The sequence below is a fragment of the Tissierella sp. genome, assembly GCF_032104385.1.
GTDB lineage: Bacteria > Bacillota > Clostridia > Tissierellales > Tissierellaceae > Tissierella.
Window position 1 is genome coordinate 1 of the sequence record NZ_DAMCHJ010000015.1, and the last position, 26,701, is coordinate 26,701.

The window sequence follows — 26,701 nt, forward strand, 5'->3', positions numbered from 1 at the left end:
CCCAGGCATTAATCCAAACAATCTGCAAATAGGTCAGGTAATTTGTATACCAAGAGGTACGACACCTCCTCCTACAACGTGTCCAGTGGGAACATTTGCTTACACAATAAAGGCAGGAGATACAATTTATTCGATAGCAATGACATATAATACAACAGTGGAGGCAATATTAGCAGTAAATCCAGGACTAAATCCAAATAATCTGCAAATAGGTCAGGTAATTTGTATACCAAGAGGTACGACACCTCCTCCATGTCCTCCATGTAATGGAGTATATTATGCAGTAAGATCAGGGGATACTTTATATAGTATTGCTGCAATGTTTAATATATCTGTAGCTACATTAATTGCAGCTAATCCAGGAGTAGATCCTAATAATCTTCAGGTAGGACAGTTAATTTGTATTCCTAGGGTAGAACCCCCACCAGTTACTTGTCCAGGAGGAACAATATACGAAGTTAGACCAAATGATAATCTAGGAACTATATTATTAAGATTTAATATATCAGTGATGGATCTTATGTCGGCTAATCCAAATGTAAACTGGGATAATCTAACACCAGGTCAGAGAATTTGTATAATGCCACATAAAGATATGGGCTGTCCTTGTCCCACGGGAACTAAAAAGTATACTATAGTTCAAGGAGATATTCCAGCAAGTGGAGCGACAGTAGTAGCGTTAGCTCAAAAATTTAATATATCTGTTTCTGCATTAATGATGATGAATCCGAATTTAACCCCAGCAGATTTTGCAGTAGGAAGAATGATTTGTGTTCCAGCATAATAAAAAGCCCCCAATTGGGGGCTTTTTAAATGTAGAGTATTTTAGTATGAATTTTTTATTGACATTTAATAATTAGTTTGATAATATACTATACAAAGTGAATTATAACTATATACTACTTGTTAAAAGTGGTTTTTTTAAAAGCTGACATTGATAATGATTATCAATATCCACATTGATTGTCTAACTAACATATATAAATCTATTGATTAACAATATAATTTTCTAAGAAAGGGGGGAATCCGTCAAGATACTATTATTGTATCTTAAATAACGGTACATAATGTCTATAGTTTTAGTGGGTGGTCATGATAGAATGCATGATGAGTATAAAGAAGTTGGTAATAAGTACGGATATAAAATGAAGATTTTCACACAAATGCCATCAAGATTTAATAAAAGTATAGGACAACCAGATGCCATTGTTCTGTTCACAAATACAGTTTCCCACAAGATGGTACTTACTGCAATAAAAGAAGCCAAAAGGAAAAGTATACCTATATTGAGATGTCATACTAGTAGTAGAAATTCTCTTGAAGAAACATTGATGAAATTAAAAAATGAAGCTAGCTAATTTTTTTTATCCATCAATTGATAATGATTATCAATATCGTTATAAAACAATAAATAAAGAAGGAGATGAATTATGTTGCCTCTTACATTTGTTAATAAGGGAGAGATAACTGCAATAAAAAAAATAAATGGAAAGGATGATACTAAAAGATTCTTGGGTACTTTAGGATTTGTAGTTGGTGAGGATGTAACTGTTATATCTGAGTTTAGAGGAAATCTTATTGTTAATATCAAGGGTACCAGAGTAGCTCTTGATAATCAAATGGCTAGTAGAATTATGGTTTAAAAAAGGAGGATATAAAAATATGAAGACACTTGAAAATGCTTTGCCAGGAGAAAATGTAACAGTAGTAAAATTGGAAGGGGAGGGAGCTATAAGAAGGAGAATTATGGATATGGGGATTACAAAGGGAACTAAGGTTTATATCCGTAAAATTGCTCCTTTAGGTGACCCAATTGAAGTAACTGTAAGGGGATATGAATTATCCTTGAGAAAGTCTGATGCAGGTAAAATAGTCATTAGTTAATAAAATAGAAATTTTAGATATAGGAGGGAAAGATTTGGAAATCAAAATTGCGTTAGCAGGGAATCCCAATAGCGGTAAAACAACTATATTTAATGAACTTACAGGTTCTCAGCAATATGTTGGAAATTGGCCCGGGGTTACTGTAGAAAAAAAAGAAGGAAAACTAAAAAAACATAAGGATGTAAAAATCATTGATTTACCTGGTATATACTCATTATCTCCATATACTTTGGAAGAGGTTATTACTAGAAACTATTTAATAGATGAAAAGCCAGATGTAATAATAAATATAGTAGATGCTTCTAATATGGAGCGTAATTTATATCTTACAACTCAAATAATTGAAATAGGTATACCTACAGTAGTAGCATTAAATATGATGGATGTAGTAGATAAATACGGTGATAAGATAGATAAAGAAAAACTATCTAAGGAGTTAGGGTGTATTGTTGTAGAAACTTCAGCTATTAGTGGAAAAGGGTTAAAGGAATTAATAAGTATAGCAATGGAAGCTGCAGATAATGGGTTAAGTATAAAACCGTTACATAAGTTTGATAAAAAGGTACAGGATTCAATAGATAGGATATTGGAATTAATAGAATATAAAATAGGAGATAAAGAAAGGGCATATTGGTATGCAGTAAAATTATTTGAGCAAGATGAAAAGGTTTTGGAGAAGTTAAATTTAGATTCAAAGATTTCAAATGAGATAAAAACTATAGTGGATGCTTGTGAAAATGAATTTGATGATGATATAGAGAGTATAGTTACTGGGGAAAGATATAGCTATATAGAAAGAACTATTTCAAAATGCTATAAGAAAAAACAAAGGCATATGACTACATCGGATAAAATAGATTCGATAGTGACTAATAAATGGTTGGCATTGCCAATTTTCTTTGGAATACTTTGGTTTATCTATTATGTATCCATATCTACAGTTGGAGATTGGACAGTAGGATATATAGAATCGCTTACTGAAACTATGCAAGAGGTAACTGTTAGTTTTTTAGAGAATGCTGGAGCGGCTAGTTGGGCATCTGATCTTATAGGTAATGGAATAATAGGAAGTATAGGAGCTATATTTACATTTGTACCTCAGTTAATGATATTATTCTTCTTTTTATCACTTTTGGAGGATAGTGGATATATGGCTAGAATTGCCTTTATCATGGATAGGATTTTTAGGAAATTTGGACTTTCAGGGAAGTCATTTATTCCAATGTTAATTGGTACAGGCTGCTCAATACCTGGAATTATGGCCAGTAGAACAATTGAAAATGAAAAAGATAGAAGGATGACTATTCTTCTAACACCATTTATACCATGTGGTGCAAAATTACCTGTATTTGCAATGTTTATAGCTATGATGTTTCAAGATCAAACTTGGGTGGGACCTTCTATTTATATAATTGCAATAGTTACAGTAATTATATCTGGTATAATTTTGAAAAGAACTAAGTTTTTTTCGGGAGAACCTGCACCATTTGTAATGGAGCTTCCAACATATAAACTACCAAGAATTAAAGGTGTAGCTATTCATATGTGGGAGAAAGCGAAATCATTTATTAAAAAAGCAGGATCGATAATATTTGTAGCATGTGTGGCTCTATGGATACTTCAATCATTTAGTTTTTCATTCGAATACTTAGAAGGTGAAATGATAGAAAAAAGTATGTTAGCCAAGATCGGAGAAAGTATTAGATGGATATTTATACCCCTTGGATTTGGGGATTCTTGGGCACCTGCTGTTGCAACCTTTACTGGTCTTATTGCTAAGGAAGTAGTAGTCGCTACCTTCGCATCTGTAGGTTCAGTAGTACCGATTGAATTTACCCAAGTGACTGCATTTGCTTTCATAGTATTTACTATTTTTGCAGCACCTTGCTTTGCAGCTATAGGAGCTATGAAGAGGGAATTTGGAAACTGGAAAATGACATTGCTTGCCATAGGATACCAAACAGGATTGGCATATATAGCTGCGTTGATAGTCAATGTTTTAGGCGGAATTATATTTAAAGGAACTTCTGCAACTACTCCAGTAGTATTAGATATAGGAGCTATGGAGGAGGCTGCTGAAGGAGCAGTAGTAAATGGAGATATTGTATTGATGGTATTTGGAACTATATTGGTTATTGCAATAGTTGTGGCCATATTAAATCAGTTAAAAAGTTCGAGAAAAAAGACTCTTGCTTCTAAGTAAAGGAGATAATCATTATGATAAATTATATTATTGCTGGATTGATTGTTATAAGCTTATTTTTCGCTATAAGGAATATTATAAAAAACAGGAAAAAGGGCGGATGTGCAGGTTGTAGTTCTTGTAGTGGGTGTGGAACTACAAAAGCATATAAGATTAAATAGGATTAAACTTTTAAAAATATTTTATTTATGAAAGGAAGAGATAATATGAAAAAAGTATCTATAATATATTGGACAGGAACAGGTAATACTGAGGCCATGGCTAACTTAATAGCCAAGGGAGCAAAAGAAAAAGATTCTGAAGTAAAATTAATTCCTGTTTCAAATGCAAAATCACAAGATGTATTGGATGCAGATATATTGCTGCTTGGTTCGCCTTCAATGGGAAGTGAAGCTATTGAAGAAAATGAAATGGAGCCTTTTGTAGAGTCTATAAAGGATATTGTAAAAGATAAGATAGTTGGATTGTTTGGTTCTTATGATTGGGGAGATGGAGAATGGATGAGAAATTGGGTTGAAAGAATGAATACTTCCGGAGCTAAAGTATTTGAAGAAGGTTGTATAGTCAATTTATCTCCAGAGGGAGAAGAGGCGGATAAATGTATAGATTATGGTAGAAGAATTATAGGATAAAAATTTATGGCTGAAAATTTACTGATGAGTTTTTTGAGAGAAATTGAATTGTTAAATGAAGATGATTATGCTGAGAAATTTATTGGATATATGTTATCACCAGTTATTACAGGAATTAAGCCAGCTTCTATAATAACATTAAAAAATTGCAAGAGAAAGCTTTATAGTTTTTGGAATGAAGGTGGTAGAAATATATTGCGTCAATATAATCTGGAATATATTGTTCTTCAAGAAACAAATGAAGGGATTATTTTGTTGATCTATGATAGATTTAACCTTACCCAACATTTAGAATTGCAAAAAAATCATAGACTATTATGTGAACTTGGTTATAACTATAATTTTCAATTAGAAAAATGCTTAAATTGTCTAAAAAAAAGAGTCGCCAATGGCAAATTCCCTCACGAAAGCGGTATATTTTTAGGTATACCTTATGAGGATGTAATTGGGTTTATTAATGGAGATGAATGTTTATTCAGTGGGTATTGGAAAGTATATGAGAATAACAATAGATATAAAGATATATTCGACTTATATGATAAATCAAAAAAAATTTACATGCTAAATGTTTTACAAAACAAAAAAAATAGAATCAAAAATTTGTATGTAAACCATAGACTAGACTTATATGCATAGAATAGCTAATATAATACTCAATTATACTGTATTAGTAATGGGTTAAAGGTTATAAGATAATTAGTAAAGATGCTATGGAAAGGGATTAAGTGTTAGAAAAATACTGTAGAAAGTAATACATTACCTTCTACAGTATTTTTTTAATGGCAAAAATCATCAAGGCACTAAATATTATAAAGATAATTATAGATATAAATAAAGGTAAATTGAAGATCTTTTCACTTGATAATTCTTTATTCTCTTTAAAAGGAATATTGTTTAATTTAAATAATAGATTGATTAACTTAAAAATAAAGATGATGCCTAATAATGCATAAAGTGAAAGTAATAGGAAATTTGCATCCTTTGCATATTCCATATTTGGATTAACGGGATATAAATAATTTAGTATCATGGGTAAACCATTATTTACCATGTGAATTAAGATACCGGCAAATATTGAGTTTGTAGCAAATACTACAAGTGAAGCTATAAATCCAGCTATAAAAGTATGGAAGAATTGGAAAGAATTTAAATGTAACATTCCAAACATAAAGCCATTCATTATAGCTGCTACTAATCTAGATTTATTTCTATACCCATCTAATATAATTCCTCTCATTAAAATTTCTTCTAGGATAGCAGGAGTAACTGCAGTAAAAAATACATTTAAAGCAAATATTTCATGGGCATCTTGAGTAACTATATCTACCAAGGTACTTCCAAAAAAACACATATATAATTCAATTATTAGAAATATAAGTGGCAATGATGCTAGCCATATAATAAATATAATTATTGCACTACTAAAGTTCAACATATCTGGTTTTAATATCCTATCTATTTTCGATTTATTCAAAAACAAGTAAATAATAATAGGTATTAAAAATGCTATATATTGATATGAGTTATCTGGTATAGGTAAGAACTGAACAACTATAGACCATATAATTGTGCAAAGGAAAAATAAATTTACTCTATATATGGAGCTTTCCTTTTTTAATATTTTAGCTTCCATAGTGACCTCCCTTCATATTATACATCTATACTATTGTACAACAAAATATGGAAAATAGAAATAAATTAGGATGTTTGTAATAAAATTGTAACGATTTATTATTTGGTATATGTTATAGTTTGGGTATAATAAGATTGATAAAAATAATTAGGAAGTGGTGATTTTATGAAGAAATATAAAAATATAGTTATTATTTCTATTTTAATATTATCAGTTGTGATTCTTTCATCTTGTAAGAAAAAAACTCCAATAAAAGATTTGCCTAAAGAACCAACAGAATCTACAGAAAACTTAGGTGAAGATGAGAAAGATAGAGAAAAGATAATGGAAGATTTTGATAGTACTTTAAAAAATAAAGAGCTAGATAATATTGTATCATTTATAGATGAAAACATAGGGAAACTTTCTCAGATAGAAGGGGACAAGATGGTGTCAGAGTTAGAAATTATACTTTCTAAATCCTTAGATGCTATGACAGATAGTATCTTAGAAATTGATACTAATGGAGAATTAATTAAAATTGGAGGGACAGAATTTTTCTTTCCAGAAGATAAAATAAAAGATATACAAGATGAAAATCTTCGAAATGTAGTAACAAAATTAATAAATAGTAAATATAAACTTGTAAATATTGAAGGGAATTATTATCCATTAGTAGATTATGAAAAGATGAAGCAATATAATGATTATATTTCAGATGAAATGAAAGAGTATATTGCAATCAAGGCTATGGATTCAAATGAGCCAGTAGCAATAGATGCAGGATTGAAGATTTCTTATGATGAGTTGGCATCAAGAATAATACAAACTGAAAAATATATTGAAAAATATTCACAAGGGCAAAGGCATGAGGAAATGTTGGGAGTTTATAAAAGCAAACTAGCTATTTATTTAGGAGGACTAGATAATACACCTATATCTGATCCTCAAAGCAAGAAGGTTTATGATGAAGTGTTGGAAAGTTATAGAAAGACTTCAAAGATAAAGGATTCAACTACTGCGTTTATAATAAATAAGTATATTGGTGTTATTGAAGAAAATAAATTAATAGTAAATAAGGTTGTAGAAGATAAAGTTGTATCTCTTGTTAATGAGGCATTAGCTTTATTAGAAGTAAGTAAATAGATTACTAGAATAATAAAAAACCACCTTTAGGTGGTTTTTTATTATTCTGCTGCTCCTTCTGCAACTTCTATTTGTCCATCTTCTATTAATTTTTGAGCAACCCATTCTGCAACCTTTCCAGTTATTTCAATACAATGTTTCTTTCTTTCTGGACTTTGAAAATTATCTCCCGCCCATTGTCTAGTAATAACTCTACAGCAAGTTGCACCATATTCATCTTTTATAAAATCATGTAACGCTGCTGCAACTGGGAACATCTTTTCATTCATAGGCTCTCCATGAACTCTACCATATGCCATTCCAAGAGCCATTTGTCCCCCACTTACAGCACCGCATAGACAACCCGATTTTCCCATACCTATAGGGAAGCCAGAAGCCATCTTTACGATATTATTATCATATGGATTTCCTAATAAATTATTGATAGTTTGAGCTACTGCTTCTGAGCAGAAAAATTCTCCCCTTGCAAAATATCCTTCAGCTTCTTCTTTAACTTTTTCCAATAATTCTTCCTTTGTCATTTAAAAAACCCCCTTGAATTCATTTGTACTGATTTCTTAATAAATAGACTATTTTGCTGTTTCAGTTTTGGTAAATAAGAAACTTATATATCTAATTAATACATAAAGTACAATAACAATTCCTATTAATTCTTCAAATTTTACCAGATATTTCAGAATAACAATTGGTTTTTCAGCATTAATTAAAAATCCATTAATCAATTTGATAGAAATGCCACTAATAACCAATGGGAATGTAAAAGCTGAGTAGGATGGATAAAACTTTAATTTCAGTAATCTTGGCAATTGTAATAATACGAATAAATATGAGAGTTGCGATAAAGCTAATAATAAATAAACAATAAACATATTTTTTTCTTGGAATGAATTCATATATCCTGCTAAACAAAGAGCAACGGGTGCAGCGAAGATTGCAATAGTTGGTAATGCTGGTTCAGGGATTTCTTTAATTTGAAAGACTCTCTTAAAAACTATTGGTAGTAATAGGAAATAGGATATAAAACCAAACCAGAATAGAATTTGTCCAATATTTGCTTTGTCAAATGCAGGAGCCGTTACAGAGCCAACTACTATTCCAACATAAACAATAAACCAAGATGGAAAAACTTTTTTGATATTAAAATTAAATATATATTTTTTTGTGAAATATATAATAAGGACTATATGTAATACCAGTCCTATAATCCACATACCAAATGCTAAGGATGATGCAAATGGTTTAAGGTATGTGGACAAAAGCATAATTCCCATAGAAAGAGTAGTAAAGACACTAGCAACTACGGGATTGTCTAGACTTTCAGAAACATCTTTTGGAAACATAATGATTTTGATTAATACTAAAACTAAAATAATTGCTGACAATATACCAAAGACATTTCGATATTTCTCTCCATAAGACAAGACCAAATTTCCAGTGGCTGCTAGAGCTAGCATTAGACCAACAATTGGTATGGGTAATCTTTTAATAGTTTCTTTCATAGCATCTCTCCTTTTTTAAATTTAAATAATATTATCATTAAATAGACTAGCATATAAATAAAGTCAAATCCAATAAAAAATATCTATAATAAAGAGAATGTTATAAAAAATATTATTTTACTATAGATATTTTTAAAAAAATCTTATATAATAAGGAGATATAGAATTTGCCATATATCAGATATTAAAGAAAATTTAAAATATTCATATCAATTGTTGAAATTAGTAATATTTCGTGGTATCATGGTAATATGATAAAGGAAGGAGGAAAGGAAATAAAATGAAAATTAAGGGAGGGATTTTTTATGCCTGACAATATTAACAAAAAACATTCTAGAACAGAATATTTACGATTTATACTTCCATCTTTAATAGGTATTATACTTTTTATGGTTCCTTTAAAATATCACGGAGATTATACAATTCCAGTTGCAATATTATCTAAAGGCGTAGCTTCATTATTAGAGCCTGCATTGCCAACTATAATTACTTTACTTATTACGTTTACTGGACTAATGACCATATTTTATAAAATAGCAAGGCCAAATTTTATTGAAAGCTCTAAGGAAATGAAAGGATTATTTAATGTAAATGTATTTTGGTTCATAGTTAGAGTTATAGGCATGATATTAGTTATTTTGTCATATTTTGAAATTGGACCTAGTTGGATATGGAATGAAAATACTGGTGGTTTGTTATTGCATGGACTTTTAACAACTTTACTTACCATATTCTTTTTTGCGGCATTTTTACTTCCTTTACTATTAAACTTTGGATTATTAGAATTTGTCGGATCAATGCTTACGCCAGTTATGAGACCAATATTTAAACTTCCTGGCAGATCTTCAATAGATTGTATTACATCTTGGCTAGGGGATGGAACCATAGGAGTTTTGCTTACAAATAATCAGTATGAGGAAGGTTACTATAGTACTAGGGAGGCATCTGTTATAGCCACAACATTTTCGGCAGTGTCTATTACATTTGCATTAGTAGTATTAGCGGAAGTAGGACTAGAAACTTATTTTGTTCCATACTATTTAGCAGTTACTTTTGCAGGAGTAGTTGCAGCTATTATTGTACCTCGTATACCGCCATTATCAAGAAAAAAGGATGACTATCTAACAGAAGTTAGCAGGGATAGTATGGAGAATTTACCTATGGGATATACTCCTTTTACTTGGGGATTGGAGCAGGCAGTTGAAAAGGCAAAAAATAGCTCGGATTTTAAAGGTTTTGTTAAAAGCGGATTTCATAATGTTCTTGAGATGTGGATAGGAGTTATGCCAGTTATTATGGCATTTGGAACCGTAGCAACAATTCTTGCAGAGTTTACCCCAGTATTTATTTGGTTAGGTATGCCATTTATTCCTATATTAAAATTGCTTAATATACCTTTTGCAGTAGAAGCTAGTCAAACTATGATAATAGGTTTTGCAGATATGTTTTTACCATCTGTAATAGGGGCTAGTATAGAATCTGAGTTGACTAGATTTGTAATAGCAGGGGTTTCAGTTACTCAGCTTATATATCTTTCAGAAGTAGGGGCTGTTATCTTAGGTTCTAAGATACCAGTAAATGTTGGGGAGTTATTTATTATATTTATTGAAAGAACATTGGTTACTTTGCCAATTATTGCATTAGTTGGGCATTTACTGTTTTAACTTTAAATAACTCCACTTTTATTAAGGAATCACTTCTTTTGAGGCTTTAAGCCTCTTTTTTTTGTAAAAATATAATTGTATTAAAATTGTAACCTTATTTTGTTGTGTTTTTAATTGTAATTAGTCGACATATGTAGTATCATTTAATGTATAATTTAATTGCTAGAGGTGTAACAATGAAGAAAAAATTTGTATTATCATTTGTACTATCATTTATATTTTTTGCTGTGGCTTTCACTTTTGTGGGTGAAAAGATATTTTCAAAAAGTGATTCTTTCGCAACTATTGACGAGAATATTAGTGGCGAATTAGACGAAGAAAATAAAGTAGAGCCAAAAGTTAAGGATGAGATTTTATTCTTAATGATGGGTGTTGATGCTGAAGATGTGAAGAAATCTAAAGGTACAAGAACAGATACTATGATGCTTTTTAAGGTTAATTTTGAAACAGGTGAAATAAATCTATTATCTATTCCTAGAGATACGAGAGTATTAGTGAGGGGTAAAAAAGATAAAATCAATCATGCCCATGCCTATGGAGGACCAGAACTTACTATGAAGACCTTAAGAGATTTTTTGAATCTTGATATTGATTATTATGTGAAGGTTGATTATAGAGCTGTAATGGAGATAGTAGATGCTATAGGTGGAGTAGAAATAGATGTACCTCAGAGAATGAAGTATGATGACACAACACCTGGAATTCCACCACTTCACATAAATTTAAAAAAAGGTTTACAAACATTAGATGGTAAGAAGGCTCATGATTTTTTAAGATATAGAAAAGGTTATGCAGAGGGAGATATAGGCAGGATAAAAGCACAACAAATGTTTATGAAAGAATTGATTAAGCAAACTCTAAAGCCTAAAAACATAATAAAATTACCAAAGTTTGTTGAAACATATTATGATTATGTGGAGACCAATATCCCATTTAAGGTTATCGCTAAAGGTGCATTATCGGCTACAAAAATTGATTTGGAAAACATGACAACAAATACAATTCCAGGAGAAGGCCAAAGAATTTCGGGAGCTGACTATTGGATATATTATAAAGAAGAAACAAAGAAAGTTGTCGAAGAAATGTTTGGAGACTATTTATTAACTCAATAGATAGAGGTGGAAATATGAGAGAAAAAAGGAAAAGAGAACATGTGGAAAACTACCTAAGAACTACCTATAAGGGTATTACCTTATTAGAAAATGTATTTTTAGAGCATAATGCATTACCAGACTTAAATTTTGAAGATATAGATACTAAAACGTTTTTTTTAGGGAAAACTGTAGATTATCCAATTATAATCAATGCAATGACAGGAGGTTCTGACTTTTCCTGGGAAATAAATCGAGATTTGTCATTAATTGCAAAAGAATTTAATATTCCTATGGCTGTTGGCTCGCAGACCATAGCCCTATGTGATGATGAGGAATGTAAAGAATCATTTAAAATAGTAAGACAAACTATGAGTGACAATGGTATAGTTATAGCGAATCTTAATGCTCAAGCATCCATAGAAGATGTAAGAAAAGCATTAGATATGATAGAAGCTGATGCAATACAATTGCATTTGAATCCTGCTCAAGAAGTGGTCATGCTAGAAGGGGATAGGAATTTCAGAGGAATTTTGGATAATATTGGAAATATTGTAGAGAAAATTTGTAAACCAGTTATAGTAAAGGAAGTTGGATTTGGTATATCTAAGGAAGTTGCTACAAAATTATACGATGTTGGGGTTAGAAATATAGATGTGTCCGGATATGGTGGAACCAACTTTATTGAAATCGAAAATATTAGGTATAATAATATAGATTTTTCTGACCTTTATTCATGGGGTATTCCTACAGCTTTAGCTTTAATTAAATGTAGAGAATTACCTAAGGAGCTAAATTTAATTGCTAGTGGCGGTATAAGAGATAGTATGGATATTGTAAGATCATTAGTAATTGGCGGAAATATGGTGGGGATATCAGGAGAGATACTATCATATTTACTTCATGGAGGATATGAAAATGCAAGAAATTATTTAGACGTAACTATGCATAAAATGAAAATATTGATGCTGCTTTTGGGTAAGAAAAATATTGAAGAATTAAGAGCTACAGACTATAAGGTAATGGGAGATTTAAAAGACTTAGTCAATAATTAATAGTCAAAAATGAATGATTTGAATTCTTAAAGAGATCTGTCTCTATAATTAGTTTGATACATTATCATAATTAATTTAGTAACAGGTCTTTTTTAAAATCATTATGTGATCAATATATTTAAGACAATATTTAATAACAATTTCATATAATAAAAATATGATAGTATCAAGATAATACTTGTTAAGGTAGGATGAAAGACATATAATATATATTAATTTTAGATAATAGGGGTGGTATATATGGGCTTAGTAATTGGTATTGTAGGTGCTACTGGTGCTGTAGGTCAAAAAATAATTGAAGTGATTATGGAAAGAAATTTATCTATATCACAACTAAGACTTTTTGCATCTAAAAAATCAGCAGGAAAAACCGTAAGATTAGATAAGTATAATAAAGAAGTTACAGTGGAGCTTTTAACTGAAGAAGCTATGAAAGAAAAATATGACTATTTACTATTTGCTGCGGGAGGAAATATATCAGAAAAATTTGCACCAATAGCAGCTGAAGCGGGCAATATGGTAATAGACAATTCATCACATTTTAGGATGAATAAAAATATACCTTTAGTAATACCAGAAGTGAATTCTCATGTGTTAAAGGGATATAAAGGAATAGTGTCAAATCCTAACTGTTCCACTATTCAAATGATTGTAGCTATAGCTCCTTTATATAGGAAATATGGGATAAATAGGATTGTAGTATCCACTTATCAAGCAGTGTCTGGTAGTGGATATAAGGCTATAGAAGAGTTACAAAATCAATTGATAGATGAGGAATATCCAAATAAGGTATATACAAGAAAGATAGCAGGAAACTGTATACCTCATATAGATGTATTTAATGAAAATGGATTTACAAAAGAAGAACTGAAAATGGTTTATGAAACACATAAGATTTTAGAGGACGATGGTATAGAAGTTAATCCAACAGCCGTTAGGATTCCAGTTTTTTATGGACATAGTGAATCTATATATTTAGAGCTTGAGGAAGAAGTAAATATAAATGAAATCAAGAAAACATTAGAAGAGTCTAAGGGTATAATTGTAGACGATGATCCAAAGATAAATAGATATCCTACACCTATAGAAGCAGAAAATACTGATTTTACCTATGTAGGAAGAATAAGAAAAGATCTCTATAATCCAAAGGGTCTATCTCTTTGGGTAGTAGCAGATAATCTTAGAAAAGGTGCAGCTACCAATGCAGTTCAAATTGTAGAGGCAATGGAAAATATAAAAATGGAGGGATAATTATGTTCAAAGGAGCAGGTGTTGCAATAGTTACCCCATTTAAGGATGGGAAGTTTGATAAAGAAGCTTACGAAAGATTAATTGACTTTCAAATTGAAAATGGAACACAAGCTTTAGTAGTATTAGGTACTACAGGTGAAGCATCAACATTAAGCTATGAAGAAAGAGAAATTGTTATAAGATCAGCAATAGAAAAAAATGCAAAAAGAATTCCAATTATAGTAGGTACTGGTTCTAATTGTACGGATATTGCGGTTAAATATACTAAACAAGCAGAAGAACTAGGTGCTGATGGAATATTAATTGTAACACCTTATTATAATAAATGTACAAATAAGGGAATGATAGGACATTTTACAGCAGTGGCGAATGCTACAAAGTTACCAGTTATATTATATAATGTACCTAGCAGAACAGCGGTAAATATACCTCCAGATGTAGTTGTAGCAATGTCAAAGGTTAAAAATGTAATAGGAGTTAAAGAAGCTAGTGGTAATATTTCACAGATATTAGAAATAAAAAGATTAGTTCCAGAAGATTTTATGATATATTCAGGCAATGATGATCAAGTAATACCTATATATGCTTGTGGTGGTCATGGTGTTATTTCTGTTGTATCAAATGTAATTCCCAAAGAAATGCAACAGATGTGCGAAGCTTTTATGAGCGGAGATGTAGCTAAGGCTTTGAGGCTTCAACTAGAATATAAGAAACTTATAGATTTATTATTCTCTGAGGTAAATCCTATACCAGTTAAAGCTGCTTTATCAGAGATGAAATATATTGAAGATGAACTAAGACTTCCTCTTACATCTATGGAAGAGAATACTAGAATAAAATTGATTCAAGAGATGAAAAAGTTGAATCTTATTTAGGAGGTTAATATGAATTTATTAATCAATGGGATAAAGGGAAAGATGGGGGCATTAATTAAAGAGCTTGCGATACAAGATGTTTATTGGAGTAATGTTTATGGTTTATGCAGAGATAATCCCATGCCAACAGATGATATTAAACTTGATGTATTCATAGATTTTACTCATGAATCAGCTTTAGATAAAGTAATTGAGATTGGGTTAGATAGAAAGGTACCTATTGTTATAGGTACCACCGGATATGATGAAATACAATTAGAAAAGATAAAGAAGGCAGCAACTAAAATTCCAATTCTTTATGCAACTAATATGTCCTTGGGGATGAATCTACTATTTTCGTTGGTAGAAAGGACGGCATCTATACTTGGAGATAAGGTTGATATTGAAGTAATAGAAGCTCATCATAATAGAAAAAAAGACGCACCATCGGGTAGTGCTGTAACAATAATAGAATCTATAGAAAGTGGATTGGGATCAGCTAGAAAACATCAATATGGAAGACTTGGAGAATGTCCTAGAGAAAAAGGAGAAATAGGCATCCATGCCATAAGAGGTGGAAATATAGTAGGATATCATGAGACAAATTTTATAAATGAATTAGAAACCATTAAGATTTGTCATGAAGCCTATGATAGAAAAGTCTTTGCAAATGGTGCATTAGAAGCAGCCAAATTTATAATTGGCAAGAAACCAAAATTATACAGTATGAAGGATGTACTAAAAATATAATTGGCAATTGAAAACTAATTAACAGTTAATGATCTGTAAAAGAGGCGAAAAACAATTCGTCTCTTTTATAAGTTTGAGCTATTTATTAATGTAGCTTAAGTTCATGTACATAAACTGATGGGATTAAATTTACATGGTAATAAGTATTTCTGTTATACTAAATGTAATAGGAGATATCAGTTTTCAATCTTTTGATTCCCAATTGTCAATAAATAAAGAGGTGATAATGTGAAAAATAAAATTTTAAAAATTTTGAAGGATAATGAAGACTTTATTTCAGGGGAAGAAATATCTAAAGAATTTCATATGACTCGAGCTGCTATATGGAAATATATAAATATGCTTAAGGAAGATGGATATATTATAGAATCCATCCCTAGAAAAGGCTATAGGATTATATCATTGCCAGATATACTTACTTATGAAGAAGTAAAAGAATATTTGGATACAGATTTTATTGGGAGAAATATATATTATTTTGATTCTACAAATTCTACCAATAAAAAGGCAAAGGAAATAGCTTTAGGAGAAAAAGAAGGTACTATTTTAGTTGCAGAAGAACAAATAAGTGGAAAAGGTAGATTAGGAAGACAGTGGATTTCCCCTAAGGGAAAAGGGATATGGATGAGTATAATTTTAAAGCCAAAGGTTGATCCAATGACAGTTGCAAAGATAACTTTATTAGGTGCAGCAGCAGTACATAAAGCTTTAATTAATATGGGGATTAAATCTCAAATAAAGTGGCCAAATGATATATTGATAGATGGAAAAAAAATCTGTGGTATATTAACGGAGATGAGTGCTGAGCTAAATATGATCAATTATGTAGTCATGGGTATAGGAATAAATGTTAATCTGGATGAAGATGATATCCCTGAAGATTTAAAAGATAAAGCCACATCTATTAAGATTAAGGAAGGAAAAAAGATAGATAGAAAAGAGCTGATGGCTAATGTTTTAAATGAATTTGAAAAATTTTATATAGATTTTATGGATAATAATATGGCATCTAAAGCAATAGATATATGCAAAGAAAATTCAGCATTAATAGGTAAAGAAATCAAAGTAATTAGGGGAGAAGAAATAAGATTAGGGAAAGCATTAGATATAAATGAAGAGGGAGAATTAGTTGTAGAATTTAAAGAAGGAGATATTGAAAATATTTATTCTGGAGAAGTGTCAATTAGGGGAATGAAAGGATATTTTTAACAACACTTAAATTATATATTAAATAGTTGAACCATTTTCGGATTTGTGATATAATTTAGACAATTTTTAAAATATAGAGAGGTGTTGTTGTGGAAAAAAAGAAAAATGATGCATTTATTTTAGGAGCAGCTCTATTTTCCATGTTCTTTGGAGCAGGAAATTTAATTTTCCCCCCATTTTTAGGATTATTAGCAGGTCAGAAATGGAACTGGTCCATGTTTGGATTCTTTATTACAGGGATTGGATTACCTCTATTGGGTATAATTGCTTCTGCTAAAGCTGGAGGAGATGTAGATAAACTGGGAAGAAGGGTTTCTCCTTTGTTTAGTAAGTTTTTGGGAATAACAGTTGTTTTAGCTATAGGGCCATTATTAGCAATTCCAAGGACAGGAGCAACTGCTTTTGAAATAGGAGTCTTACCCCTTATGCCTAATGGAAGCCCTACAATATTTGCTATACTTTATTTTGGAATAACTTTATTATTGGTTATAAAGCCAAATGAAGTCATTGATAAGATAGGTAAGGTTTTAACACCAGCATTACTTATATTATTAGGTTTGATTATTATTAAAGGTATCTTTGATCCAATGGGAATACCTGTACCAGAAGATTTTGCAAGACCATTTTCAGAAGGTTTTATTAGTGGGTATCAAACTATGGATGCTTTAGCGTCCATATTATTCGGCGGAATAATAACTACATCTTTAATTCAAAGTGGATATGATGACGAAAAAGAGCAAATGAACATAACGAAAAAGGCTGGTTTAATAGCAGTTGGAGGCTTAACTCTTGTTTATGGAGGATTAGGATATTTAGGAGCCACTGGAGGCTCATTATTTTCAAAGGATATAGAAAAGGTAGATTTAATAATAAACATAGCTAATAACTCTTTGGAGAATTTTGGAAGAATAGGTTTAGGAGCAGTAGTATCATTGGCTTGTTTAACTACTACCATAGGACTTACTGCAACAGTGGGGCAATATTTTAATAAAATAAGTAATGGAAAACTAAAATATGAGATTATAGTAATAGCTACTACTATATTTAGTGCTAGTATGTCTATAAGAGGAGTAGAGTCTATAATTTCTTTTTCAGAACCAATACTTGTATTTATGTATCCCGTTGTAATAGTAATGATTTTATTAACTATAGTCTTAGGGGATAAGCCAAATAAGAATATTTATAGACATGCAATATATGCAACTTTAATAGTTAGTACACTGGAGATATTAAATAGATTTCAAATATGGACATATTTTACCCAGATTGTAGAATACTTGCCTTTAGCCTCATGGGGTTTGGCATGGTTGGTTCCAGCAGTATTAGGTGCTATTCTAGGAATGTTAATACCCAATAAATCAGATATTCAAATAAATTAGCAAAAAGGGTTATCTTAATCTAAAGATAACCCTTTTTTATTAAGTATTGGTAAGGTCTTTATAGCTACAATTGAAGCTATTATAAATTTTATAAAATCTCCAGGTAGAAAAAGTAGACAGCCTATTTTTATAATGGCTTCAAATGATAATCCCTTTGCCATTACAATATTTAGGATATAATACATATAAGGCAATCCAAATAAATATATTACTATGTTACCAACTAAAGATGCAATCCAGATTCTCTTCTGTGATAATTCATTTCCAGAATGTGAAATTTTACCAACAATATAAGCTGCAAATATAAATCCAATAATAAATCCAAAGCTAGGTTTCATCACAGTTTGAAAGCCACCACTAAAACCTGCGAATATTGGCACGCCCACTAATCCTAAGACTATATACACTACTTGAGATAAAGCACCTAATTTAGGGCCTAGAATAAGACCAGATAAAATAACAAACAAAGTTTGTAAAGTAATAGGCACTTCACCTAAGGGAATACTAATAAAAGCTCCAATGGCAGTAAGTCCTGTAAACATCGCAATTAAAGTCATTTCTTTTGTAGATATTTTCATTTTTACCTCCTTATTGTCAACTGAAATCATATAAAAGGTTTACAGTAGTATAATAGATGAATTTTGGTAAGTTGTCAACTAAAAATTTATTGACAAAAGAATAATATAGGTATATACTGTGTATGTACAATATATACAGTATGTACAAAGATAACAGTTGTAAAGGAGGTTGATTATGAGAATAATAGTATCTAATTCTTCCAATGAATCTATATATGAACAGATAGCTAACCAGATAAAAAGCATGATAATAAAGGGCGAATTGGAAGAAGGAGAAGCCTTACCGTCTATACGAGGTCTTGCAAAAGATCTTCAAATATCTGTCATTACAACTAAAAGGGCATATGAAGAATTAGAAAAAGAAGGATTTATAGAGACTATGCAAGGTAAAGGTTCATTTGTAGCTATGCAAAATAAAGAGTTATTGAAGGAAAAAAAGTTAAAGATTATAGAAGAAAAATTATCTGAAGTAGTACAAGAATCTAAATTACTAGGACTTAGATATGTAGAGATAGAAGAAATGCTAAGGATTTTATTCGAGGAGGTTTAACTATGTTAGAAATTAAAAACTTATCTAAAGATTTTAAGAGGTTCAAACTTAATAATATATCGTTTAAACTAGAACCAGGATATATTATGGGATTCATTGGGCCGAATGGGGCGGGGAAAAGTACAACTATAAAGCTTATAATGAATTTGCTTAAAAAGGATTCTGGTGAAATAAAAGTATTTGGTAAGGATCATATACAATTTGAGAAAGAGATTAAAAATAGAATAGGTTTTGTATACGATGAGTTTTATTTTTATGAGGATTTAACTATAAAGCAAATGAAGAATATAATAGGACCTTTTTATAAAGAGTGGGATGATAAATTGTTCAATAAATATATGGAGGATTTTAAATTAGACCCTAGCCAAAAGATAAAAAAATTATCTAAAGGAATGAAAATGAAGTTTTCCTTGGCAGTGGCTTTATCCCATAATGCGGATTTGATAATAATGGATGAACCTACGTCAGGACTTGATCCAGTATTTAGAAGGGAGATTTTAGACATATTATACAATGTAATCCAAGATGAGAAGAAATCCATATTTTTTTCTACTCACATAACTACAGATTTAGAAAAGATTGCGGATTATATTACATTTATAAATAATGGAACAATAGTATTCTCTAGGCCTAAGGATGAAATTTTAGAATCTTATGGGATAATAAAAGGTGGAAATAATTTGTTAGATAAGGACATAAGGAAAGAGTTCATAGGGCTTAGGGAAACGAAGGTCGGATTTGAAGGATTAGTAGATAATCCACAAAGATTAAAGAGATTATTTGGCAGTGAAGTAATAATAGAAAGACCAACACTTGAAGATATAATGGTTTATAATGTTAGGGGGTAGGGATATGTTAAATTTAATAAGGAAGGATTTACTATTGAATTTTTCAAGCAAACAAAGTGTGATTTTTTTAATATTATTTTTTCCTTCTATGTTATTAGTATTAGAAACAAATAGTAACAATATATATTCTTTAATGATACTAAGTTATGGTTATTTATTGAATAATATGCCTTTTAAATATGAAGTAATAAATAAAACTCATATGCTAATACATTCCTTACCAATTAAAAAAAGGGATGTAGTAGTAAGCAAGTATATATCTATATTTATAAATTATTTTTTAGGGGTTATATTAGTTGGAATATATTTTGGGATTATTAGTGTTTTCAAAATTAAAATAGGTGAAAATTTAAGCATTTCTTTAATAAGGCAAACATTAATTATATTTATTATTACCACATCAATATCTTTACCGGCATATTTCAGGTTATCACCTAGATTAGGGAATATCGTGAATATAATGATATATATAATTATTATAAATATTTTTGTTATGGGTTCCAGTGATAATATTGATATATTTACAGCATTAAATGCTCAGAGATTAAACTTACCAATTATAGTAGCTATAGTATACTTGATATCAATGGTAATATCTATAGGACTATATGAAACAAGAGATTTGACATAGGAGGGATAGAAATGAAACAGCTTATAATTAAGGATATACGATTACTTAGGATAATAAATTTAATTGTATTTTGTATAGCATTGATTTTTAGCTGTGTTGGAGTATCGATTGAAAATATATATAAGTCTAAGCTTATATATGGATTTTCCATTTTTATAATGATATATATAGTTTCAATATTTTCTACTCAGCATGAGCTAAAGGCTAAATCAGATATGATGCTGAATTCTTTTCCTGTTAATAGATATGATATAGTGGAGGCAAAATACATATCAATGGGGATTTATGTATTTGCTATATCTGGGGTTGTTTTTATATCATCCAATTTATTTAAAATCATGATGAATGGTGAAATTATAGGTAGTCCTGCTACCATATTTGATATATTATTTATAATTGGACTTTCTTTAACATTTTTCTCAATATATTTACCGTTTCAATATTATAGTATAGGAAAGGCACAGGCATTTAGCCAAATATTTTATATTTTTTTGATTGTTTTACCTAATATAATAGGCAGATTTGGGAGCAAGATTGAAACCACAAATATATTTAAAAATATAATAGTGATGGATTTGAGGATATTTATACTTATGTTTTCAGCTATTGGAATAATACTATATTTAATATCGTTACAAATTTCGAAAAAAATATATAGTATGAAAGAATTCTAGAAAAAAGATAAGCTAGATTAGATTTATAAGATATTATAAAAATAGAAGTAACAGCAAAGGGACTAGACAAGTCCCTTTACTTTTTCCCAGAAGCCTTCTGTCCCCTCTCCTTTTCTCAAGATAACTTCAGCTCCTTTATCTTTATTACTTCCATTTGGGATATCAAAAGAAATATCGGTTGCCGGTTAGCAGTATTGTCAATTAAAATTATAATAAATATTTTCTTTTAAAAAAATATATTAAGGGTATAAGATGTAATGGGTATAAAAAATATCTATAGTAAACAATTTATTATAAAAGGTATCTATAAGAGGTGATGATATGAGTAAAGAAATTAAAGCAGGTTGTGCAAGACCTGAACTTAGTAAAACAAAAGTAGAAGAGAATTATGAAAAATTAGAAATTGTAAACCATAAGGAGGAACAAAAGATGATTAAGGTAGGAAAACCAGCACCACAATTTACTGCACCAGCGTATCATGAAGGAAAATTTATAAATACTAGTTTAGAGGATTATAAAGGTAAATGGGTATTATTATGTTTCTATCCAGGAGATTTTACATTTGTCTGAGCTACAGAAGTATCAGCAGTTGCTGAAAAATATCCTGAATTACAAGGCTTAGATGTACAAGTTCTTTCAATAAGTGTAGATTCAGTATTTGTTCACAAAATGTGGAATGAACATGAATTATCTAAGATGATTGGGAAAGATATACCATTCCCAATGCTATCAGATCAAGATGGAAGTATTGGGAAAATGTATGGAATTTATGATGAGGATAGTGGAGTTGAAACAAGAGGTAGATTTATTATAGACCCAGATGGAATTATCCAAGGCTTTGAAGTACTTACTCCACCAGTTGGGAGAAATGTATCAGAAACAATTAGACAAATAAAAGCTTATCAATTAGTAAGGAAAACAAAAGGAGCAGAGGTTACACCAGCAGGTTGGAAACCAGGAAAAACAACATTAAAACCTGGACCAGAACTTGTAGGTAATGTTTGGAAAGCTTGGGATGTTAAAGAGGCTTTTGAAGAATAATAAAAATAGGTATTTTGTTAAGGTATTGATGAACACAATAGTTTATCAATACCTTTCGTATTATATAGCCAAGCTTGTATAGTTTGCTTTTCTATATGAATATAGTAAACTATATATGAATGTATGAGTAATTTTAATATTCTAAAATTGCCATCATCTTTGTTTAAAATCAATGATTTTAGGGGTGAAAATAATGGGGCATATACAATATTTTGATTGGGGTAGTATAGAGTGGATTTATGAACCCGATACAAAGAATTCCACTAATATAATGCATATAGGAATTAGTACTATTTTACCAGGGAGAAGGCAAAGGGAGCACATTCACTATGGAGATGAACAATTGTTATATGTCTTATCTGGACAAGGAGAGCAACTTATTGGTAAGGAACTAAGTATCAAGAAACCAGGTTCCTTATTTCATATAGATGCAGGTTCAGTACATGAGGCTATAAATACTGGGGAAGATCCAATAAAAGAGTTGTTAATATCAGTGCCAGTATATTATAACCAACGTAATCCTCTAAATGATATTTTAAATAGAGAGCAAATATATATAGGAAGTTTTAAAGACACAATAATATTAAATGATAGAATCAAGCATCTATATTATGAGGCAATTGATATACTAGCAGTACCTTTATCAATATTTAATAAGGAAAATGAACCAATTATTGTTTCTGATAACTATCCTGAATTTTGTATGAAAAAATGTAATGTACATAAGGATATAAGAAACTGTTATCTATATAATATTTATGATGAATATATGCCTCCCCATTATAAAGACCCTTCTGCCTTTGTTTGTCAATATGGATTAAGGGTATTTGTAATGCCAATTATTATTAATGATAGTTTAGTTGGTACTATAAAGGGTGGACATATTAGAATATATGATGAAAATCATGTTGGTTTGAAAGACGAAACGGATTCAGATTATGAATTATATCGCAAGATGCAAATAGTACATCAGGGCAGAATTATGGCTATTTTACAGCATATAAAGACCTTAAGCAAAAACATATCATATTACTACTTATTAGAGAATACTGAAATAGAGTTAAATAAAAAAGAAGAGATTATTAAAGATATTGCCAAGAATGAACTTCTATTGGAAGAAAGTTTACGGTCTACAAAGGAGCAAGTTTTAAGTATTCAGATTAATAACCATTTTCTTTTTAATACTTTAAATGCAATTGCCAGTTTGGCTATAAAAGAAGGTAGTATAAAAACTTATGAATCTATAATTAGTTTATCAAAGATTTTTAGATATTCTCTCAAGTCAAGTAATACTATTGTTACATTAAATGATGAAATTTTATTTATTATGGATTATTTAGAATTGCAAAAACTAAGGTACGGAGAAAGACTTAATGTAAATATAAATATTTGTGGAGAAGTTAAATTAGCAAGAATTCCATTTAATTTCATACAACCAATAATCGAAAATTCTTTTGTTCATGGTTTTAGAAACAAAGTGGACAATCTTAATGTTGAAATTAGTTGTACAAAAAATGAAGATAAGGTAGTTATTCATGTACAAGATAATGGGATTGGATTGGAAGAAGATGATGTTACTAAACTTAACCATAAAATTAAAGGGCAATCAGAAGATTTTATTATTAGTGGTTTAATGATGATATATAGAAAGCTAGAATTGCTTCATCATAATAATTTTGAGTTTAATATTTCAAGTAAGAAGAATGTTGGCACTCAAGTAACAATAATAATACCAGCTTTTAAGGAGGAAATATGATTAAGACATTGATTGTTGATGATGAAGCCCTAGCTAGAGATTTATTAAAGATTTTAATAAACAAAAACAATATGCCTTTAGAAGTAGTAGGAGAAGCGGAAAATGGAAAAGAAGCCATAGGACAAATATTTGATTTAAAACCAGATTTGGTTTTTTTGGATATAGAGATGCCAGGCAGTGATGGAATAGAGGTTATGAATTATATAAATAATCACTATACTGAACCAATATCATTTATTGTAGTTACTGCTTTTAGTTATTTTGAATATGCCCAGTCATCATTAAGATTAGGTGCAAAAGATATATTATTAAAGCCTGTAGAAATTCAGGGATTGAAAGAATCCATTTCTAGAGTTATAGGATATAGATTTACTGATAATCCATTATTGAATGATGTTCTTCAATATATAAATACTAATTATAGAAATGATATTCAATTAAACCAATGTGCTAAGAACTTTCATATCAGTGCAAACCAGATTAATAGATTGTTTAAAAAGTATTTTGATATGACCTTTATAAAGTACTTAAACAAATTCAGAATTGATAAAGCAATAGAGTTGATGCATAATAAAGAAGATATTACCATCAAGGAAATAGCTATAGAAGTAGGGTTTAATAATCTTAACTATTTCTATAAGACCTTTAAATTAATAACAGGAGATACTCCTAAAAAATATAAACAGTAGCTTAAAGCTACTGTTTATATTTTTATTGATGATTTAGTTCAATTAAATATTGATTTAGTTAATTTCGAATTATTTGAATATTTGAAATAATAGATTATAACAACTATGTAAAGGGGAGATTAAAGTGTTAGATACTTTAAAAGAAACAGATTCTGTATTATTTCAAATAGTAAATGAAGAACTAGAACGTCAAAGAACAGGCATTGAAATGATTGCATCTGAAAGTTATGTGCCAACTGAAATTTTAGAATTACAAGGTAGTATATTGACAAATAAAACTACGGAAGGTTTTCCTGGAAAAAGATATCATGCAGGATGTCAGGTAATAGATAAAATGGAAGTTCTAGGTATAGATAGGGCAAAACAGCTCTATGGAGCAGGACATGCTAATATACAAGCACACTCAGGATCTCAAGCAAATCAAACTGTTTATGCTGCAATATTAGAGCCAAGTGATACTGTATTAGGACTAAGACTTGACCAAGGTGGACATTTAACACATGGTAATAAAGTGAACTTTTCAGGAAAAATCTACAATTTTATTGCTTATGGGCTTAGCAAAAAAACTGAGTTAATTGATTATGATGAAATTGAAAGACTTGCAAAACAACATAATCCAAAGCTTATAGTTACAGGAGGAAGTGCTTATCCAAGAACTATTGATTTTAAGAGAATTTCAGAAGTAGCAAAATCAGTTGGAGCATATTTTATGGTAGATATGGCACATGTTGCAGGACTTGTGGCAGCTAAGATATATCCTAATCCTATGAAATATGCGGATTTTGTCACATCTACCACTACTAAAACCCTATGTGGTGCAAGGGGAGGTTTTATACTATGCAAAGAAGAATATGCTAAAGCAATTGATAAGGCAATGTTTCCAGGTTCTCAAGGCTCACCTCATCTTCATACAATGGCGGCAAAAGCATATACATTTAGACGAGCTTCTACAGAAGAATTTGCAAATGTAATGAAGCAAGTTGTAAAAAATGCTCAAAAACTAGGAGTGGTATTATCTGAATATGGATTTAGAATTGTATCTGGAGGTACAGATACACATTTACTATTAGTTGATTTAAGACCAAAGAATTTAACAGGTAAACAATTAGAAGAAGCACTAGATTATGTAGGTATTACTGTAAATAAAAATATGATACCTTTTGATACTGAAAAACCAATGGTAACTAGCGGAGTTAGAATAGGTACTACAGCTATGACAATAAAAGGTATGAAAGAAAAGGATATGGAAGAAATCGGAGAAATAATAAATGAAGTTGCTAACAACATAGATAATAAGGATATACTGAATCAAATAAAAAAGGATGTATTAGATATAAGTAAAAGGTTTCCTTTATATGAAGGATATTTTGAATAGATTAAACCATTGATTATAGTGGATATTAAATAAAATTAAATTAATAGTATTATTAATTTAAAGGTATATAGATTTTATGAATAGGGTCATTAAATAAGGAGGACTATTATGTTAAATCTAGAAAAACTGAAAAAGTTGTATGAAAATGAAGTGATTGAATTTAGAAGAGATCTTCATATGTATCCAGAGTTAAGTTTTAAAGAGTATGGAACCACCAAAAAAATTAAAGAAAAACTAATCTCCTTAGGAATTGAAATAATAGACTTAGGATTAGAAACTGGTGTAGTAGGGCTATTAAAAGGATATGAAGATGGACCTACAATTGCTTTA

29 protein-coding genes and 1 pseudogene are annotated in these 26,701 nt (G+C 30.0%); 26 read left to right on the top strand and 4 right to left on the bottom strand.

Going from position 1 to position 26,701, the window contains the following annotated elements; all coding sequences use genetic code 11:
• The 8 genes from RT714_RS13060 to RT714_RS13095 all read left to right on the top strand — a co-directional run.
• Positions 1–784, top strand: a 784-nt coding sequence (locus RT714_RS13060) for a LysM peptidoglycan-binding domain-containing protein (protein ID WP_313758201.1), incomplete at its 5' end; no start/stop codon positions are given.
• 283 nt (positions 785–1,067) lie between these two features.
• On the top strand, positions 1,068–1,358 hold the full coding sequence (locus tag RT714_RS13065; protein ID WP_313758202.1) for a DUF2325 domain-containing protein: 291 nt from the start codon (positions 1,068–1,070) through the stop codon (positions 1,356–1,358).
• A gap of 72 nt (positions 1,359–1,430) precedes the next feature.
• Positions 1,431–1,643: a FeoA family protein gene (locus RT714_RS13070; protein ID WP_072973407.1), complete on the top strand. Its 213-nt coding sequence runs from the start codon at positions 1,431–1,433 to the stop codon at positions 1,641–1,643.
• Positions 1,644–1,662: 19 nt separating this feature from the next.
• Positions 1,663–1,884, top strand: coding sequence for a ferrous iron transport protein A (locus RT714_RS13075; RefSeq protein WP_313758203.1), 222 nt, complete (start codon positions 1,663–1,665; stop codon positions 1,882–1,884).
• Positions 1,885–1,918: 34 nt separating this feature from the next.
• A complete protein-coding gene (gene feoB, locus RT714_RS13080) occupies positions 1,919–4,087 on the top strand; it encodes a ferrous iron transport protein B (protein WP_313758205.1) in 2,169 nt (722 codons plus the stop codon).
• Positions 4,088–4,101: 14 nt separating this feature from the next.
• Positions 4,102–4,248, top strand: a complete 147-nt coding sequence (locus RT714_RS13085) for a FeoB-associated Cys-rich membrane protein (protein ID WP_313758207.1) — start codon at positions 4,102–4,104, stop codon at positions 4,246–4,248.
• Positions 4,249–4,293: 45 nt separating this feature from the next.
• On the top strand, positions 4,294–4,719 hold the full coding sequence (locus RT714_RS13090) for a flavodoxin (RefSeq protein WP_313758208.1): 426 nt from the start codon (positions 4,294–4,296) through the stop codon (positions 4,717–4,719).
• A gap of 6 nt (positions 4,720–4,725) precedes the next feature.
• The gene (locus RT714_RS13095; protein WP_313758210.1) at positions 4,726–5,355 is read left to right on the top strand and encodes a DUF3793 family protein; all 630 of its coding nucleotides are present in this window, start codon (positions 4,726–4,728) and stop codon (positions 5,353–5,355) included.
• Positions 5,356–5,482: 127 nt separating this feature from the next.
• Here RT714_RS13095 and RT714_RS13100 read toward each other — a convergent pair whose 3' ends face one another.
• Complete coding sequence (locus tag RT714_RS13100; RefSeq protein WP_313758211.1) at positions 5,483–6,352, bottom strand: CPBP family intramembrane glutamic endopeptidase; 870 nt, start codon at positions 6,350–6,352, stop codon at positions 5,483–5,485.
• Between the two features lie 165 nt (positions 6,353–6,517).
• On the opposite strand from RT714_RS13100, the gene RT714_RS13105 reads away from it, so the two are divergent.
• Positions 6,518–7,477 (top strand): hypothetical protein, encoded by a 960-nt coding sequence (locus RT714_RS13105; protein WP_313758213.1) that lies wholly within the window; start codon positions 6,518–6,520, stop codon positions 7,475–7,477.
• 41 nt (positions 7,478–7,518) lie between these two features.
• On the opposite strand, the gene RT714_RS13110 is transcribed toward RT714_RS13105, so the two are convergent.
• Positions 7,519–7,998: a C-GCAxxG-C-C family protein gene (locus RT714_RS13110; protein ID WP_313758214.1), complete on the bottom strand. Its 480-nt coding sequence runs from the start codon at positions 7,996–7,998 to the stop codon at positions 7,519–7,521.
• A 48-nt stretch (positions 7,999–8,046) separates the two neighbouring features.
• On the bottom strand, positions 8,047–8,976 hold the full coding sequence (locus tag RT714_RS13115; RefSeq protein ID WP_313758215.1) for a TDT family transporter: 930 nt from the start codon (positions 8,974–8,976) through the stop codon (positions 8,047–8,049).
• Positions 8,977–9,281: 305 nt separating this feature from the next.
• On the opposite strand from RT714_RS13115, the gene RT714_RS13120 reads away from it, so the two are divergent.
• From RT714_RS13120 to brnQ, 8 genes are all read left to right on the top strand, one after another.
• Entirely contained in the window at positions 9,282–10,640 is a 1,359-nt protein-coding gene (locus RT714_RS13120; RefSeq protein WP_313758216.1) for a YjiH family protein, read from the top strand.
• Between the two features lie 176 nt (positions 10,641–10,816).
• On the top strand, positions 10,817–11,752 hold the full coding sequence (locus tag RT714_RS13125) for an LCP family protein (RefSeq protein WP_313758217.1): 936 nt from the start codon (positions 10,817–10,819) through the stop codon (positions 11,750–11,752).
• A 14-nt stretch (positions 11,753–11,766) separates the two neighbouring features.
• Entirely contained in the window at positions 11,767–12,786 is a 1,020-nt protein-coding gene (gene fni, locus RT714_RS13130) for a type 2 isopentenyl-diphosphate Delta-isomerase (protein ID WP_313758219.1), read from the top strand.
• Between the two features lie 240 nt (positions 12,787–13,026).
• Positions 13,027–14,037 (top strand): aspartate-semialdehyde dehydrogenase, encoded by a 1,011-nt coding sequence (locus tag RT714_RS13135; protein WP_313758221.1) that lies wholly within the window; start codon positions 13,027–13,029, stop codon positions 14,035–14,037.
• Between the two features lie 2 nt (positions 14,038–14,039).
• Positions 14,040–14,912, top strand: coding sequence for a 4-hydroxy-tetrahydrodipicolinate synthase (gene dapA / locus RT714_RS13140; RefSeq protein WP_313758223.1), 873 nt, complete (start codon positions 14,040–14,042; stop codon positions 14,910–14,912).
• Between the two features lie 9 nt (positions 14,913–14,921).
• Positions 14,922–15,641 (top strand): 4-hydroxy-tetrahydrodipicolinate reductase, encoded by a 720-nt coding sequence (dapB, locus tag RT714_RS13145; RefSeq protein WP_313758224.1) that lies wholly within the window; start codon positions 14,922–14,924, stop codon positions 15,639–15,641.
• A 228-nt stretch (positions 15,642–15,869) separates the two neighbouring features.
• Positions 15,870–16,850 carry a biotin--[acetyl-CoA-carboxylase] ligase gene (locus RT714_RS13150; RefSeq protein WP_313758226.1) on the top strand — a complete coding sequence of 327 codons (981 nt, stop codon included), beginning with the start codon at positions 15,870–15,872 and terminating at the stop codon, positions 16,848–16,850.
• 89 nt (positions 16,851–16,939) lie between these two features.
• A complete protein-coding gene (gene brnQ, locus RT714_RS13155; protein WP_313758227.1) occupies positions 16,940–18,229 on the top strand; it encodes a branched-chain amino acid transport system II carrier protein in 1,290 nt (429 codons plus the stop codon).
• Positions 18,230–18,243: 14 nt separating this feature from the next.
• Here brnQ and RT714_RS13160 read toward each other — a convergent pair whose 3' ends face one another.
• Positions 18,244–18,807, bottom strand: coding sequence for a biotin transporter BioY (locus tag RT714_RS13160; RefSeq protein WP_313758228.1), 564 nt, complete (start codon positions 18,805–18,807; stop codon positions 18,244–18,246).
• A gap of 175 nt (positions 18,808–18,982) precedes the next feature.
• On the opposite strand from RT714_RS13160, the gene RT714_RS13165 reads away from it, so the two are divergent.
• The 9 genes and pseudogenes from RT714_RS13165 to RT714_RS13205 form a co-directional block, all read left to right on the top strand.
• Positions 18,983–19,357: a GntR family transcriptional regulator gene (locus RT714_RS13165; protein ID WP_313758230.1), complete on the top strand. Its 375-nt coding sequence runs from the start codon at positions 18,983–18,985 to the stop codon at positions 19,355–19,357.
• A 2-nt stretch (positions 19,358–19,359) separates the two neighbouring features.
• Entirely contained in the window at positions 19,360–20,205 is an 846-nt protein-coding gene (locus RT714_RS13170) for an ABC transporter ATP-binding protein (RefSeq protein WP_313758231.1), read from the top strand.
• A 4-nt stretch (positions 20,206–20,209) separates the two neighbouring features.
• The gene (locus RT714_RS13175; RefSeq protein WP_313758232.1) at positions 20,210–20,836 is read left to right on the top strand and encodes an ABC-2 transporter permease; all 627 of its coding nucleotides are present in this window, start codon (positions 20,210–20,212) and stop codon (positions 20,834–20,836) included.
• Between the two features lie 11 nt (positions 20,837–20,847).
• Positions 20,848–21,510 (top strand): ABC-2 transporter permease, encoded by a 663-nt coding sequence (locus tag RT714_RS13180; RefSeq protein ID WP_313758233.1) that lies wholly within the window; start codon positions 20,848–20,850, stop codon positions 21,508–21,510.
• A 321-nt stretch (positions 21,511–21,831) separates the two neighbouring features.
• A complete protein-coding gene (prxU, locus tag RT714_RS13185; protein ID WP_313758234.1) occupies positions 21,832–22,551 on the top strand; it encodes a thioredoxin-dependent peroxiredoxin in 720 nt (239 codons plus the stop codon).
• Positions 22,552–22,744: 193 nt separating this feature from the next.
• On the top strand, positions 22,745–24,307 hold the full coding sequence (locus RT714_RS13190) for a histidine kinase (RefSeq protein WP_313758236.1): 1,563 nt from the start codon (positions 22,745–22,747) through the stop codon (positions 24,305–24,307).
• Positions 24,304–24,996 carry a response regulator gene (locus RT714_RS13195; RefSeq protein ID WP_313758238.1) on the top strand — a complete coding sequence of 231 codons (693 nt, stop codon included), beginning with the start codon at positions 24,304–24,306 and terminating at the stop codon, positions 24,994–24,996. The genes RT714_RS13190 and RT714_RS13195 overlap by 4 nt, the downstream gene beginning before the upstream one ends.
• A gap of 124 nt (positions 24,997–25,120) precedes the next feature.
• Positions 25,121–26,371: a serine hydroxymethyltransferase gene (gene glyA / locus RT714_RS13200; protein ID WP_399326978.1), complete on the top strand. Its 1,251-nt coding sequence runs from the start codon at positions 25,121–25,123 to the stop codon at positions 26,369–26,371.
• A 108-nt stretch (positions 26,372–26,479) separates the two neighbouring features.
• Positions 26,480–26,701: pseudogene (locus RT714_RS13205) on the top strand (amidohydrolase); the annotation flags it as partial.